This is a genomic window from Leifsonia sp. NPDC077715 (genome assembly GCF_040686855.1).
Classification (GTDB): domain Bacteria; phylum Actinomycetota; class Actinomycetes; order Actinomycetales; family Microbacteriaceae; genus Leifsonia.
On record NZ_JBFBOG010000003.1, the window covers coordinates 534,750 to 549,234 of the forward strand.

The 14,485-nt window shown below is 69.5% G+C and carries 13 protein-coding genes; 10 read left to right on the forward strand and 3 right to left on the reverse strand.

What is annotated here, in order from left to right; genetic code table 11:
- The first annotated feature begins 15 nt into the window (after positions 1-15).
- The 6 genes from AB0P25_RS16430 (at position 16) to AB0P25_RS16455 (ending at position 6,915) form a co-directional block, all read left to right on the forward strand.
- Positions 16-1,713 (forward strand): glycoside hydrolase family 13 protein, encoded by a 1,698-nt coding sequence (locus AB0P25_RS16430; RefSeq protein WP_363808765.1) that lies wholly within the window; start codon positions 16-18, stop codon positions 1,711-1,713.
- Between the two features lie 45 nt (positions 1,714-1,758).
- Positions 1,759-3,135 carry an extracellular solute-binding protein gene (locus AB0P25_RS16435; protein ID WP_363808767.1) on the forward strand — a complete coding sequence of 459 codons (1,377 nt, stop codon included), beginning with the start codon at positions 1,759-1,761 and terminating at the stop codon, positions 3,133-3,135.
- A gap of 2 nt (positions 3,136-3,137) precedes the next feature.
- Positions 3,138-4,067 carry a sugar ABC transporter permease gene (locus AB0P25_RS16440; RefSeq protein WP_363808769.1) on the forward strand — a complete coding sequence of 310 codons (930 nt, stop codon included), beginning with the start codon at positions 3,138-3,140 and terminating at the stop codon, positions 4,065-4,067.
- 47 nt (positions 4,068-4,114) lie between these two features.
- Positions 4,115-5,059, forward strand: coding sequence for a carbohydrate ABC transporter permease (locus AB0P25_RS16445; protein WP_363809328.1), 945 nt, complete (start codon positions 4,115-4,117; stop codon positions 5,057-5,059).
- A gap of 16 nt (positions 5,060-5,075) precedes the next feature.
- On the forward strand, positions 5,076-6,251 hold the full coding sequence (locus AB0P25_RS16450; protein ID WP_363808771.1) for a glycoside hydrolase family 3 N-terminal domain-containing protein: 1,176 nt from the start codon (positions 5,076-5,078) through the stop codon (positions 6,249-6,251).
- Between the two features lie 112 nt (positions 6,252-6,363).
- Positions 6,364-6,915, forward strand: a complete 552-nt coding sequence (locus AB0P25_RS16455; protein ID WP_363808773.1) for a YceI family protein — start codon at positions 6,364-6,366, stop codon at positions 6,913-6,915.
- Between the two features lie 258 nt (positions 6,916-7,173).
- On the opposite strand, the gene AB0P25_RS16460 is transcribed toward AB0P25_RS16455, so the two are convergent.
- The 3 genes from AB0P25_RS16460 to AB0P25_RS16470 form a co-directional block, all read right to left on the reverse strand.
- A complete protein-coding gene (locus tag AB0P25_RS16460; protein WP_363808775.1) occupies positions 7,174-8,562 on the reverse strand; it encodes an FAD-dependent oxidoreductase in 1,389 nt (462 codons plus the stop codon).
- A gap of 82 nt (positions 8,563-8,644) precedes the next feature.
- Positions 8,645-10,060, reverse strand: a complete 1,416-nt coding sequence (locus AB0P25_RS16465) for an aspartate aminotransferase family protein (protein WP_363808777.1) — start codon at positions 10,058-10,060, stop codon at positions 8,645-8,647.
- Positions 10,061-10,062: 2 nt separating this feature from the next.
- The gene (locus tag AB0P25_RS16470; RefSeq protein ID WP_064108876.1) at positions 10,063-10,545 is read right to left on the reverse strand and encodes an Lrp/AsnC family transcriptional regulator; all 483 of its coding nucleotides are present in this window, start codon (positions 10,543-10,545) and stop codon (positions 10,063-10,065) included.
- An 88-nt stretch (positions 10,546-10,633) separates the two neighbouring features.
- Here AB0P25_RS16470 and AB0P25_RS16475 point away from each other — a divergent pair, with 88 nt between their 5' ends.
- From AB0P25_RS16475 to AB0P25_RS16490, 4 genes are all read left to right on the forward strand, one after another.
- On the forward strand, positions 10,634-12,070 hold the full coding sequence (locus AB0P25_RS16475) for a gamma-aminobutyraldehyde dehydrogenase (RefSeq protein WP_363808780.1): 1,437 nt from the start codon (positions 10,634-10,636) through the stop codon (positions 12,068-12,070).
- A gap of 89 nt (positions 12,071-12,159) precedes the next feature.
- Entirely contained in the window at positions 12,160-13,434 is a 1,275-nt protein-coding gene (locus AB0P25_RS16480; protein ID WP_363808782.1) for an amino acid permease, read from the forward strand.
- Entirely contained in the window at positions 13,428-13,682 is a 255-nt protein-coding gene (locus AB0P25_RS16485; RefSeq protein WP_363808784.1) for a hypothetical protein, read from the forward strand. The genes AB0P25_RS16480 and AB0P25_RS16485 overlap by 7 nt, the downstream gene beginning before the upstream one ends.
- A gap of 84 nt (positions 13,683-13,766) precedes the next feature.
- Positions 13,767-14,372: a gamma carbonic anhydrase family protein gene (locus AB0P25_RS16490; RefSeq protein WP_363808786.1), complete on the forward strand. Its 606-nt coding sequence runs from the start codon at positions 13,767-13,769 to the stop codon at positions 14,370-14,372.
- Positions 14,373-14,485 lie beyond the last annotated feature (113 nt).

The window sequence follows — 14,485 nt, forward strand, 5'->3', positions numbered from 1 at the left end:
ACCGAAAGGCTCAGCGTGGACCTCTCCCTGGTGGAAGCGCCCGTCTTCCCGACGCCGCCCACAGGCGACCCCGAGTGGTGGCGCAGCGCGGTCATCTACCAGATCTATCCGCGCAGCTTCGCGGACGGGAACGGCGACGGCGTCGGCGACCTGGCGGGCGTCCGCGAGCACCTGCCGTACCTCGCCGACCTCGGCGTCGACGCGCTGTGGTTCACGCCCTGGTACGACTCGCCGCTGGCCGACGGCGGCTACGACGTGGCCGACTACCGCCGCATCCATCCGGCCTTCGGCGACCTGCAGGAGGCGGAGGCGCTGATCCGCGAAGCGCTCGAGCTCGGCATCCGCACCATCATCGACATCGTCCCGAACCACGTGTCGGAGCGGCACCGGTGGTTCCAGGAGGCACTGGCCGCCGGCCCGGGCGCGCCCGAGCGCGAGCGGTTCTGGTTCCGTCCGGGCACCGGGCCGGACGGCGACGGGATGCCGACCGGCTGGCGCTCGAACTTCTCCGGCGACACCTGGACGCGCACCACGAACCCCGACGGGACGCCCGGCGACTGGTACCTGCACCTGTTCAGCCCGCAGCAGCCCGACCTCAACTGGAACCACCCGGACGTGCGTCGAGAGCACGAGGACATCCTCCGGTTCTGGTTCGACCGCGGCGTCGCCGGCGTCCGCATCGACTCCGCGGCGCTGCTCGTGAAGGACCCGGCGCTGCCGGAGGTGCCCGAGCGCCCGGGAGCGGGGGAGCACCCCACCCAGGACCGCGACGAGCTCCACGACATCTACCGCGGCTGGCGCGCCCTCGCCGACGGGTACCCTGGCACCCGCGTGCTCGTGGGCGAGATCTGGCTGCCGGAGATCGACCGCTTCGCGCTCTATCTGCGGCCCGACGAGCTGCACACCGCGTTCAACTTCGACTTCCTGGCCCGGCCGTGGGATGCACGGCAGCTGCGCGCATCCATCGACGAGACGCTGGCCGCCCACGCGCCGGTCAATGCACCGAGCACCTGGGTGCTGTCGAACCACGACGTCACGCGGGCGGTCACCCGGTACGGGCGCGAGGACTCGTCGTTCGCGTTCGCCACCAAGCGCAAGGGCACGCCTACGGACCTCGCGCTCGGTCGCCGCCGCGCGCGTGCCGCCGCGCTGCTCACCGCCGCGCTGCCCGGCTCCCTGTACATCTACCAGGGCGACGAGCTCGGCCTGCCCGAGGTCGAGGACCTGCCGGACGAGCTGCGCGAGGACCCGATGCACGAGCGATCGGGCGGCGTCGATCCGGGTCGCGACGGCTGCCGCGTGCCGCTGCCCTGGCGCGGCACCGAGCCGCCCTTCGGCTTCAGCCCCGACGGCGCCGCGGGCTCCCCGTGGCTCCCGCAGCCGGCCGACTGGGCCGCTCTCACCGTCCAGGCGCAGCAGAGCGACCCCAGCTCGATGCTGTGGCTGTACCGCCAGGCGTTGCGCATCCGCCGCGCCGAGCCGGGCCTCGGGGATGGACCGCTCGCCTGGCTCGACGCTCCGGAGGGGGTGCTCGCGTTCGGGCGCGGCGCCGCCTTCGTGAGCGTCACCAACCTCTCCTCGGCCCCGGTCGCCCTGCCCGAGCACCAGGCCATCCTCCTCAGCAGCAGTCCGCTCGCCGGCGGCCTGCTGCCTCCCGACTCCACGGTCTGGCTGCGCGCCCAGCGCAGCGCCGCGGGGCACCTCACCACCTGAATCGCACCATCCACGCACCGCATCACACTCGAAAGGGTCCAGACAATGAAGTCACCACGCACCATCGCGGCCGTCGCCGCGGTCACGATCGCCGGGGCCGGCCTCCTCGCCGGATGCTCCTCCGCCGGCGGCGAGGCGAACGACGGCAAGGTCCACATCACCGTCGCCAGTCTCATCCCGGGCAGCGACAAGGCCGCCTTCAAGGCGTTCGACGACCGGGTGAAGGAGTTCGAGAAGGCGAACCCGAACATCGTCATCAAGTCCGAGGAGTACCAGTGGACGGGTCCCACGTTCGCGACGCAGCTCGCGGGCGGCACCCTCCCGGACGTCTTCAACGTGCCGTTCACCGACTCGCAGTCGCTGCTGCAGGCCGGCCAGCTCGCCGACATCACCGCCGAGGTGAACAAGCTGCCGTACGCGGACAAGTTCAACGAGAAGGTTCTCGCGGTGGCCAAGTCCGGTGACAAGATCTACGGCATCCCGTACGGCCCGTACGCCATGGGCCTCTCGTACAACCGCGAGATCTTCCAGAAGGCCGGTCTCGATCCGGACAAGCCGCCGACGACCTGGGACGAGGTCCGCCAGGACGCGAAGACCATCTCGGAGAAGGTGCCGGGCGTCGCCGGGTACATGCAGATGACCCAGGGGAACACCGGCGGCTGGGAGCTCACCACCACGGTGTACTCGCGCGGCGGGCGGATGGAGACCACGGACGGTGGCAAGACCAAGGTCACCACGAACAACCCGGTGACCAAGGAGGCGCTGCAGTGGTTGCACGACCTCCGCTGGGAGGACAACTCGGTCGGCAGCAACTTCCTGCTCGACTGGAGCGGCATCAACCAGGCGTTCGGCGCCGGCCAGATCGCCATGTACCCGTCCGGCTCCGACGTGCTGACCTCGCTCGTCCAGCAGAATGCGGTCGACCCGAAGAACTACGGGCTGACCATGCTGCCGATCGACTCCTCGAACAGCGACGCGGGCGTCCTCGGCGGCGGCAACGTCGCGGCGGTCAGCCCGAAGTCGTCGCAGGCGCAGAAGGACGCCGCCGTGAAGTGGATCGACTTCTACTACATGCAGAAGCTGCTGAGCCAGGAGCAGGCCGTCGCCGACGCGAAGGTGCTGGTGAAGTCGGGCCAGCCGGTCGGCGTCCCCACGCTCCCGGTGTTCGACAAGGCCACCTACGACCAGAACATGGAGTGGATCAAGGACGAGATCAACGTGCCGCAGGAGAACGTGGCCGGGTTCACCGACAAGATCTTCGACGCCAACCTCGTCCCTGAGCCGAACAAGCACACGCAGGAGCTGTACGGCGCGCTCGACTCGGTCGTCCAGGCGGTGCTGACGGACAAGAACGCGAACATCGACCAGCTGCTCACCAAGGTCGACGGCGACATCCAGAAGCTCGTCGACGCCGACAAGTGACCGTGACAACACACGATCGCACGCTGACGCGTCCCCGCCGCACACCCCTCACCTGGGTGCGCGGCGGGGGCCTCAGCTCCCTGCTCTTCCTGCTGCCGATGCTCGTCATCTTCGGGGTCTTCTCGTGGTGGCCGATCGTGCGCAGCGTGGTGATGAGCTTCCAGCACACCAACCTCGTCACCGCGCCCACCTGGGTGGGCTTCGACAACTTTGTCCAGGTGGTGAACGATCCGCTGTTCTGGACAGCGGTCGGCAACACCGCCTGGTTCGCGTTCCTCGCGCTCATCCTCGGGTATCCGATCCCGCTCATCGCCGCCGTGCTGATGAGCGAGGTGAAGCGGGCGAAGGGGCTGTACAGCGCGCTCGCCTACCTGCCGGTCGTCGTGCCGCCGGTCGTGGCGGTGCTGCTGTGGAAGTTCTTCTACGACGCGCGCCCCGACGGCGTGTTCAACACGATCCTCGGCTGGGTCGGCATCCCGCCGCAGCCGTGGATCCAGTCCGCCACCCAGGCGATGCCGTCGCTCGTCGTCGAGGCGACCTGGGCCGCCGCGGGCGGGACCATCATCATCTACCTGGCCGCGATCACCGGAGTGGCGCCGGAGCTGTACGACGCGGCCGAGGTGGACGGTGCAGGCATCTGGCAGAAGGTCTGGCACGTGACGATGCCGCAGCTGCGCAGCGTCCTGCTGATCACGCTCATCCTGCAGATCATCGGGACGGCGCAGGTGTTCCTCGAGCCGTTCCTCTTCACCGGCGGAGGGCCGGTCGACTCGACGGTCACCATCCTGCTGCTGATCTACCGGTACGCGTTCCAGAACTCCCTCGGCGGCGACTACGGGGCCGCGACCGCGCTCAGTCTGATGCTCGCGGCGTTCCTCGCCGTGCTGTCGCTCGTGTACTTCCGTCTCACCAAGTCCTGGAGCCAGAATTGACCACCACGACCACGCTCCCGCCCGAAGTCCGCAACGTTCTCGGCGACGTGATCGAGGAGGGCGGCGCGCCGGAGCCGCCCCGCCGACGGCGCCGACGTCGGCGGCCGGCGGAGGAGGGCGAGCGCGGCATCCTGTCGGTCTCCGACCGGCGGAAGCCCGGCGTCCGCTGGTCGACGCGCGTCGTACACGGGCTGCTGCTGCTCCTGCTGGTCGTCGTCGGGCTCGGGCCGCTGCTGTGGCTCGCGAAGTCGGCGATCACGCCGACGGCGGACACGCTGCGCACGCCGATGGCGTTGTTCCCGCACGGCGTGGACTGGGCGAACCTGTCGACCGCGTGGTCGACGGTCCACATCGACGTGCAGTTCGTCAACACGATCTGGGTCGCGGCGGGGTCGTGGGCGGCGCAGATCATCGTCGCGACGACCGCGGGCTACGCGCTGAGCGTGCTGCGGCCGGCGTACGGGAAGGTGCTCTATGGACTCATCCTGACGACGCTGTTCGTGCCGTCGGTGGTGCTGCTCGTGCCGCTCTACCTCACCATCCTGAACCCGCCGCTGCTCGGGCAGTCGCTCATCAACACGTTCTGGGCGGTGTGGCTGCCGGCCGGAGCGAGCGCGTTCAACGTCGTGCTGGTGAAGCGGTTCTTCGACAACCTCCCGCGCGAGGTGTTCGAGGCGGCGCGGACGGACGGGGCCGGGCCGTTCCGGCTGTTCTGGTCGATCGTGCTGCCGATGTCGAAGCCGATCCTCGGGGTGGTGTCGGTGTTCGCGATCATCGCCGCGTGGAAGGACTACCTGTGGCCGTTGCTCGTGCTGCGCGACCCGGCCATCCAGCCGCTGTCCGTCCGCCTGCCCACCCTGCAGGCGGCCATCCAGCTCGACGTGTACCTGGCGGCGCTCGCGATCTCGACGCTGATCCCGATCGCGCTGTTCCTGGTCTTCCAGGGGCTGTTCCTGCGGAGCGCGGGACTCGGAGGCGCCGTCAAGGGCTGACGTCTACGATCGTGGGATGCCCTCGAACCGATCCCGCTGGATGCTCGCCGCCGCGGTCGCGGCGACCGCGATCCTCGGGCTCGCCGGGTGTTCCGGCGCCGCGTCGCCGGCGGAGGCCGGGCGCACGTCGGCGCGGGCCACGCCGTCCGCGACGCCGACGCCGACCCGCGACCCGGCCGAGGTCTGGGTGGATGTGCGCCTCGCGAACATGACGCTGCGGCAGAAGGTCGCGAGCCTCTTCATGCTCCATGCGCCGGGCACCGATCCGGCCGCGTTGCAGGCGTTCGTGAGCACCTACGGCCTCGGCGGACTCATCTTCATGGGCGACAACATCCCGGCGACGCCCGAGGCGCTGGCCGCGCAGACCGCGGCGACGCGGGCCACCGACCCCGCGTTGCCGCCGCTGATCGGCATCGACGAGGAGGGCGGCGACGTCACCCGCCTGCCCTGGGACGGCCAGCCGGGCGGCGAGGAGCTGCGGTCGCAGCCGCCCGCGGCCGCGCAGGCCGCGTTCGCCGCGCGTGCGCAGTTGTTGAAGCAGGCGGGCGTCACGGTGAACTTCGGCACGGTCGCCGACGTGACCGCCGATCCCTCCTCGTTCATCGCCGACCGCGTGCTCGGCACCGACCCGGCGTCATCGGCCACGAGGGTCGCGGCGTCGGTGACGGGGGAGCGCGGCGCGGTGTTCAGCACCCTCAAGCACTTCCCGGGCCATGGCGAGACGGAGGCGGACTCGCACCACACCGTTCCGACCGCTCCGATCGACCTCGCCCGGTACGCCGAGCAGGACGAGCCGTCGTTCCGCGCGGGCGTCGACGCGGGCGCCGAGTTCGTCATGTTCGGGCACCTCGTCTACAGCGGGGTGGACGCGCAGCCGGCGTCGCTCTCAGCGACCTGGCACCGCCTCCTCGCCGACCGGCTCGGCTTCCGCGGCGTGACGGTCACCGACGACCTGCGCATGCTGCAGGACGCGGGCCTGCCGCAGTACCGGGACGCGGGCGAGAACGCGGTGCAGGCCGTGGCCGCCGGCAACACCATGGTGCTCATCGTGCAGAGCCCGCAGACCGACCCGAACGCGCTGATCGACGCCGTGACGGCGGCGGTGCAGCAGGGGCGCATCCCGCTCGAGCAGATCGACGCGGATGCCCGGAAACTCCTGGTTCTGCGGCACTCGCTCGCGCCGAAAGAGTGACGCGTCAACTTTTTTTGGCGAAATCGGAATATCCCCGGAGTCGATGCGCTTGCATGTACCTGACGCGGATGGATGGGCCATCCCGCGAGCGACTTCCCTGAAGGAGACACCCGTGACCATCGAGATCCCCGGTTACAAGGCAGGCACCTGGACCATCGACCCCACCCACAGCGAGGTCGGGTTCAGCATCCGCCACTTGATGATCAGCAAGGTGAAGGGCGTGTTCGAGAACTTCGACGCCACCTTCGTCACCGCCGAGAACCCGCTCGACTCCAAGGTCACCGCCAAGGCCGACGTCGCGTCCATCAACACCAAGGACAAGAACCGCGACGCGCACCTCCGCACCGGCGACTTCTTCCTCGCCGAGGAGCACCCGACCATCGACTTCGTCTCCACCGGCGTTCGTCACGAGGGCGGCGAGTTCCTGGTCGACGGCGACCTGACCATCAAGGGCGTCACCAAGCCGGTCACCTTCGAGTTCGACTTCGGCGGCTTCGGCCAGGACCCCTACGGCAACTACAAGGCCGGCGCGACCGCGAAGACCAAGATCAACCGCGAGGACTTCGGCCTCACCTACAACGCGGCCCTCGAGACCGGCGGCATGCTGCTCGGCGACGAGGTCACCATCACCCTCGAGCTGCAGGCTGTGCTCGACCAGGCCTGATCCGCTCGGGTCCTGCAAAAAGAGAGGAGCTTCCGGCCCAATCCGGCCGGAAGCTCCTCCCTTTCCCGTATCCCACGGCGTGTTGCGCGCAGAGTCCTCCCTTTCTCGCGGCGGGTGGGGCTGCGCGAAACGGAGGAGGCAGGCGCAACCGGACGGCGTGTCGAGGCGGAACGGAGGAGTTGCAGCCGCCCAACGGCGAGACATCCTCCGTTTCGCGCGGGTGGGGCGGGCTAGGTGGGGCGGGCTAGGTGGGGCGGATCAGTGCCCGATGAGGGGGCCGAGCACCCGGGACACGACCGAGGGCCGTCGGGTGACCGACTCCTCGAGGTCGGCGGACTCCATCGCCACCAGGCCCGCGTTCGCGCCGGCGAAGCGCAGCGGCTCCGGCTCCCAGCGCGGGGAGCGGTGGCCGACCCAGGGCAGTTCCGTCAGGGAGGTCCGCGCTCCGGTCAGCAGGTCGGCGAGCGTCCGTCCCGCCAGATTGGTCGTGCTCAGCCCGTCGCCGACGTAGCCGCCCGCCCACGCCTCCCGCGCGTCCGCGTCGTAGCCGACGCTCGCGTGCCAGTCGCGCGGGACACCCAGCGGACCGCCCCAGTGGTGCGTGATCCTCGCTCCCGCCGCATCCGGGAACAGGTCGAACAGCGTCCGCACCAGGTGCTCGCGCACGCGCGGCGACCGGTCGTAGGAGGGGTGGATGGCGCTGCCCAGGTGGTAGCGCGCGCCGCGGCCGCCGAACGCGAACCGGTTGTCGGCGGTCCGCTGCCCGTAGACGATGAGGTTGCGGAAGTCGGTGAACGTCTGCCCGTGCTCGATCCCGATCCGCTCCCAGGTGGCGTCGGGCAGCGGCTCGGTCGCGATCATGAGCGAGTAGAGCGGCAGGATGCGGCGCCCCACCTGGGGCAGCTGCGAGCCGTAGCCTTCGGTGGCGTTCACGACGGTTCCGGCGCGCACCAGCCGGTCGGCGCCGCCGGAGCGCGCCCGGACCGTGCCGTCGTCCCACGACAGCACCTCGGTGCCCTCGGCGATCGTCGCGCCGCGGCGCTCCACGACCCGGGCGAGCCCACGCACGAGCTTGGCCGGGTGGATGCGCGCGCAGGCGGGGGTGAACGTCGCGGCCACGGCATCCGGCGCGTTGAATCGGCTGCGGACGGTCTCCGTTCCCCACAGCGCGACCTCATCGACGCCGTAGCGCTCGGACTCCTCGAACTCGCCCTGCGCGGCCGAGACCTGAGGGCGGCTGCGGGCGAAGGTCACCGTGCCGCCGCGGGCGTAGTCGATGTCGATGCCCTCGGCCTCGGCCACCCGGCCGACCTCGTCCACCGTGTCGACCATGGCGCGGCGGGTGGCGACGGCGGCGTCGAACCCGTAGCGCTTCTCCAGCTTCGACGCCGACCACGGGAACAGCGCCGAGCACCAACCGCCGTTGCGGCCGGAGGCGCCGAACCCGGCCACCTCCTTCTCCAGCAGAAGGATGCGCAGGGAGGGGTCGCGCTCCTGGAGGTAGTACGCCGTCCACAGCCCGGTGAGCCCCGCGCCGACGATCGCCACATCCACGTCGGTGTCGGAGCTCAGCCCCGGTCGCGGCCGGAACCCGTCCTCCTGCTCCGCGATCGAATCGAACCAGAACCCGACCTCGCGGTAGTCCATGCGTCTCCCTAGCTCAACGAATGGTCCCAACACGCCGTTACGTTCGGGTGCATAACGGCGTGTTGGGACCAGTGGATGCGGATCAGAGGTGGTTGGACGCCTCGGTCAGCACCGACTCGAGGATCTGGCGGATCTCGACGAACTCGTTCGGGCCGATCGTGAGCGGCGGAGCGAGCTGCACCACGGGGTCGCCGCGGTCGTCGGCGCGGCAGTACAGGCCCGCGTCGTACAGGGCCTTGGAGAGGAAGCCGCGGAGCAGGCGCTCCGACTCGTCGTCGTCGAAGGTCTCCTTGGTGTTCTTGTCCTTGACCAGCTCGATGCCGAAGAAGTAGCCGGCGCCGCGCACGTCGCCGACGATCGGCAGCGCGAGCAGCTTCTCGAGCTCGGCGCGGAAGAGCGGGGAGTTCTCGCGGACGCGCTCGTTGAGCCCTTCCTCTTCGAAGATGTCCAGGTTCTCCATCGCGACCGCGGCCGAGACCGGGTGACCGCCGAACGTGTAGCCGTGGTAGAACGACGTGTTGCCGTGCTTGAAGGGCTCGTAGATCCGGTCGCTGATGATGGTCGCGCCGATGGGGGAGTAGCCGCTGGTCATGGCCTTCGCGCAGGTGATCATGTCCGGCACGTAGCCGTACTCGTCGCAGGCGAACATATGGCCGATGCGGCCGAAGGCGCAGATGACCTCGTCGCTGACCATGAGCACGTCGTACTTATCGCAGATCTCGCGGACGCGCTGGAAGTAGCCGGGAGGCGGCGGGAAGCAGCCGCCGGAGTTCTGCACCGGCTCGAGGAAGATCGCGGCGACGGTGTCCGGACCCTCGAACTGGATCATCTCCTCGATGCGGTTGGCCGCCCAGACGCCGAACGCCTCGATGTCGTCACTCGGAGCGCCCATCTCGTCGGCCCGGTAGAAGTTCGTGTTCGGGACGCGGAACCCGCCGGGGGTCAGCGGCTCGAACATCTCCTTCATCGCGGGGATGCCGGTGATCGCGAGCGCGCCCTGCGGGGTGCCGTGGTACGCGACCGAGCGCGACAGCACCTTGTGCTTGGTCGGCTTGCCCTGCAGCTTCCAGTAGTACTTCGCCAGCTTGAACGCGGTCTCGACCGCCTCGCCGCCGCCGGTGGAGAAGAAGACGCGATTGAGGTCGCCGGGCGCGTAGGACGCGAGCCGGTCGGCCAGGCGGATGGCGTTGGGGTGGGCGTACGACCAGATCGGGAAGAACGCCAGCTCCTCCGCCTGCTTCGCAGCAGCCTCGGCGAGGCGCTTGCGGCCGTGGCCCGCGTTCACCACGAACAGCCCGGAGAGGCCGTCGATGTAGCGCTTGCCGTGGTCGTCCCAGATGTGGTGGCCCTCGCCCTTGGTGATGATCGGGACGCCGTGGCCGTCCTCCATCACCGACTGGCGGGCGAAGTGCATCCACAGGTGGTCCCGGGCCTTCGCCTGCAGGTCCGCCTCATCCGGTGTGATGGGCTCGCCGAAGGTTTCTACGGTTGTCGTCATGGTTATCGCGTTCCCCAGTTGTAGAACTGTTTGTGGAGTTTGAGATAGACGAACGTCTCCGTGGAGAGCACTCCCGGAAGCGTCCGGATCTCGGAGTTGAGCATCGTGATGAGGTCGAGGTCGTTCTCGCACACCACTTCGGCGAGGATGTCGAAGGTGCCGGCGGTCAGCACCACGTAGTCCACGTCCGGCATGGCCGCGAGCTTGTCGGCCACGGCCCGGGTGTCTCCGGTGCACCGTACGCCGATCATCGCCTGCCGGTAGAAGCCGAGCTGCATCGGGTCGGTCACGGCCACGATCTGCATCACACCCGACTCGGTCAGCTTCTGCACGCGCTGGCGCACCGCCGCCTCGCTGAGACCGACGGCCTTGCCGATCTCGGCGTACGACTTGCGGCCGTCCACCTGCAACTGCTCGATGATCGCCTTGGAGACATCGTCGATGGTCGCAGCCTTTTGGCCGTTCGTTGCCCGAGGGGTACTCATGGACCGATTCTGTCAGCGGAGTGGGGACCTGGCAAGCGATTCCGCACCGATCTACCGCTTTCGCTGACGAAATCAGTAGGCTGCGGGCATGAACACACCCGAACTCCGGAACTTCGTCGGCGGCCGGCACGTGGATGCGCGCGGCTCCGACGGCATCCAGCTCGTCGACCCCGCGACCGAGGAGGTCTACGGCACGACGCCGATCTCGACCGCCGAGGACGTGGCCGAGGCGTACCGCGCTGCCGAGGCGGCGTTCGCCGTCTGGGGCGAGACGACGCCGGCCGAGCGGCAGCTCGCGCTCTTCCGCATCGCGGACGCGATGGAGGCGCGCGCGGAGGAGTTCGCCGACCTGGAGTCGCAGGACACCGGCAAGCCGCGCGCCACGCTGGTGGAGGACGAGATCCTGCTCTCGGTGGACCAGATCCGCTTCTTCGCCGGCGCCGCCCGCAACCTGGAGGGCCGCTCGGCCGGCGAGTACATGAAGGACCACACGTCGTTCATCCGCCGCGAGCCGATCGGCGTCGTCGGGCAGGTCACGCCGTGGAACTACCCGCTCAACATGGCGGTGTGGAAGTTCGCTCCCGCCCTCGCCGCGGGCAACACGACGGTGCTGAAGCCGTCGGACACCACGCCGCTGTCGACCCTGCTGCTCGCGGAGGTCGCGGCCGAGTTCCTGCCGGCGGGCGTGCTCAACGTCGTGCTGGGCGACCGCACGACCGGCGCCGCCATGACGGCCGACCCGATCCCGCAGCTCATCTCGATCACGGGCTCCGTGCGCGCCGGGATGGAGGTGGCGCGCGCCGCCTCCTTCGACCTCAAGCGGGTGCATCTGGAGCTCGGCGGCAAGGCGCCGGTCATCGTCTTCGACGACGCGGACATCCAGAAGGCGGTGGAGGGGATCGTCGCGGCCGGGTACTTCAACGCCGGCCAGGACTGCACGGCGGCGACCCGGCTGCTGGTGCAGGACGGCGTCCACGACGAGTTCGTCGCGGCGCTGGCCGAGTACACGCGCGGCAACGCCCGCACCGGCGCGCCGCGGGAGGACGGCATCCTGTACGGCGCGCTCAACAACGCGAACCAGCTGGCGCAGGTGTCCGGCTTCGTCGACCGGCTGCCGGATCACGCGACCGTCGAGACCGGCGGCCGCCGGCAGGGGGAGCGCGGCTACTTCTGGGAGGCGACCATCGTGTCCGGCCTGCGCCAGGACGACGAGGCGGTGCAGAACGAGATCTTCGGGCCGGTTCAGACCGTGCAGCGGTTCTCGACCGAGGCGGAGGCGCTGGCCAACGCGAACGGCGTGAAGTACGGACTCGCGTCGAGCGTGTGGACGAAGGACCACGGACGCGCCATGCGCTTCGCCAAGGGACTCGACTTCGGCTGCGTGTGGATCAACACGCACATCCCGATCGTGGCCGAGATGCCGCACGGCGGGTTCAAGCACTCCGGTTACGGCAAGGACCTCTCGCAGTACGGATTCGACGACTACACGCGCATCAAGCACGTCATGTCGTACATCGGCGAGTGAATCATCCTGTCCTATAGGTATTCGGCCCGCCGCTCCGCTACGCTGCCTCCACACACATCGTCGTGTGGCACAGAAGTGGAAGGCATCCGATGTCTCAAGAACCCGCGTCCGCGCACCTGGAGGACGGCGAACACCTCGCCGTCCTCGGGTACGAGGACTCCTTCAACCGGTCGATGACCCTGTGGGCGAACTTCGCCCTCGGGTTCACCTACCTGTCGCCCCTGGTGGGCGTCTACTCGCTGTTCGCGGTGGCCATGGCGACCGGCGGGCCGCCCTCGATCTGGTGGATCGTCATCGTCGGCGCCGGCCAGCTGCTCGTCTCGCTGGTGTTCGGCGAGGTCGTCTCGCAGTACCCCATCCACGGCGGCATCTACCCGTGGGCCCGGAGGCTGTGGGGACGGCGGTACGCGTGGATGGCTGCCTGGGTCTACGTCTGGGCGATGATCGTCACCATCACCGCCGTCGCGTCGTACGGCAGTGGGTTCCTGGCGAGCCTGTTCGGGCTGGAGGCGACGAAGGAGGTCACGCTCGGTCTGACCGTGCTGCTGCTCGTCGTCGCGCTCGCGCTCAACTTCACCGGCACGAAGACCCTGGCGACCGTCGCCCGGATCGGGCTGGGGGCGGAGCTGATCGGTGTGATCGCGGTCGGCCTGTACCTGCTGATCTTCCAGCGCAAGCAGCCGTTCTCGGTGTTCTTCGACTCGATGGGCGTGCAGGGCGACGGGTCGTACGTGGCCGCGTTCCTCGGCGCCGCACTCGCCGGCCTGTTCCTCTTCTACGGGTTCGAGGCGTGCGGGGATGTGGCCGAAGAGGTGGCGAATCCGGCGCGGCGCATCCCGAAGGCCATGATCATGACGATCCTCGTCGGCGGCGTCTCGGCGCTGTTCGCGTTCGGGGGCTATGTGCTGGCTGCTCCCGACCTCGAAAAGATCGTCTCGGGCAAGGATGTGGACCCGATCCCGGAGATCCTGCAGTCGGCGCTCGGGACGGTCGGGGCGAAGATCTTCCTGGTCGTCGCCGTGACCGCGTTCCTCTCGTGCGTGCTCAGCCTGCAGGCGGCCGCGAGCCGGCTGCTGTTCTCGTTCGCGCGCGACGGGATGGTCCCGGCGCACCGCTGGCTCGCCAAGGTGTCGCCGCGGACGAAGGTGCCGGTCAACGCGCTCATCGTGGCGTGCAGCATCCCCGTCATCATCAGCCTGATCGTCTACGTCGGACCGGACGGGCTGATCACCCAGGTGACCGCGTTCGCCGTGCTGGGGATCTACGTCGCCTTCCAGTCGGTGGTGCTCGCGTCGCTGCGGCAGCGGCTCAAGGCTGGCGTCCGGCCGGGCCGTTCAGCCTGCGCGGCGCAGGGCTCGTGGTGAACATCCTGGCGCTCGCGTACGGGGTGTTCGCGATGATCCTGCTGGCGTGGCCGACGAACACGGGCAACGTGTTCAACGACTGGATCGTGCTGATCGGGCTCGGGATCGTCGCGGGTGCGGGACTCCTGTACCTCTTCATCGCGCGCCCCGACCGTAACTCGAACGCGCCCGAGGGGGACGCGATCCGCGTGGCCGAGCTGCTGCGCGCCCGTCGCGCGGCGCCGGCTTCGGACTCCACGCGCGTCTAGCCGTCGAGCGCAGGGAAGACGTCGCCGATCGGCCTGATCGGCGACTTTTTCCTGTGCTCGCGATCGGGTGGCTAGGGTGTGGGGATGTTGTACGGGCATCGGGCGAGTGAGCCGAAGGTCGACCCGGCGGCGTGGGTCGCGCCGTCTGCGGTGGTCGTGGGCGACGTGCGGATCGCCGCGGGCGCTCGCATCCTGCACGGGGCGGTGCTGAGCGCGGAGGACGGACGGGTCACGGTCGGCGAGGACAGCGTGGTGATGGAGCATGCCCTGGTCCGCGGACGTGCCGGGCACCCGGCGCACATCGGGGCTGCCGTTATGGTCGGCCCCGGCGCTCACGTGAACGGCAGCACCGTCGGGGACGAGGCGTTCATCGCGACGAACGCGTCGCTGTTCCCCGGGAGCAGCATCGGCGAGGGTGCGGAGGTCCGCATCAACGGGGTCGTCCAGGTCAATACGGTGCTGCCGGCCGGTGCGGTGGTGCCGATCGGCTGGGTGGCGGTCGGCGATCCCGCTCAGATCCTGCCGCCGGAGCGCCATGACGACATCTGGGCCATTCAGCGCGAACTGGACTTCACGGGGACGGTGTACGGCGCGGGCGCCGGCGCGACCATGCGGGAGATCATGCGGCAGCAGTCCGCGTTCTACGGCGCGCACGCCGCCGACACCGAGCTCGCGCCCACCACCGAGTAACGACGGTCACGCATTCGTGCCGAATGTGCGGAATGGCACGGCCAGAACGCACATTCGGCACGAATCTTCGCGGGTCAGGAGTCGCGGCCCCGGAACCCGAGAGGGGTGCCGTC

Coding starts and splice junctions, on each gene's coding strand:
- AB0P25_RS16435 (WP_363808767.1), top strand. CDS start 1,759: ATGAAGTCACCACGCACCATCGCGGCCGTCGCCGCGGTCACGATCGCC.
- AB0P25_RS16450 (WP_363808771.1), top strand. CDS start 5,076: ATGCCCTCGAACCGATCCCGCTGGATGCTCGCCGCCGCGGTCGCGGCG.
- AB0P25_RS16460 (WP_363808775.1), bottom strand. CDS start 8,562: ATGGACTACCGCGAGGTCGGGTTCTGGTTCGATTCGATCGCGGAGCAG.
- AB0P25_RS16465 (WP_363808777.1), bottom strand. CDS start 10,060: ATGACGACAACCGTAGAAACCTTCGGCGAGCCCATCACACCGGATGAG.
- AB0P25_RS16470 (WP_064108876.1), bottom strand. CDS start 10,545: ATGAGTACCCCTCGGGCAACGAACGGCCAAAAGGCTGCGACCATCGAC.
- AB0P25_RS16475 (WP_363808780.1), top strand. CDS start 10,634: ATGAACACACCCGAACTCCGGAACTTCGTCGGCGGCCGGCACGTGGAT.
- AB0P25_RS16480 (WP_363808782.1), top strand. CDS start 12,160: ATGTCTCAAGAACCCGCGTCCGCGCACCTGGAGGACGGCGAACACCTC.
- AB0P25_RS16490 (WP_363808786.1), top strand. CDS start 13,767: ATGTTGTACGGGCATCGGGCGAGTGAGCCGAAGGTCGACCCGGCGGCG.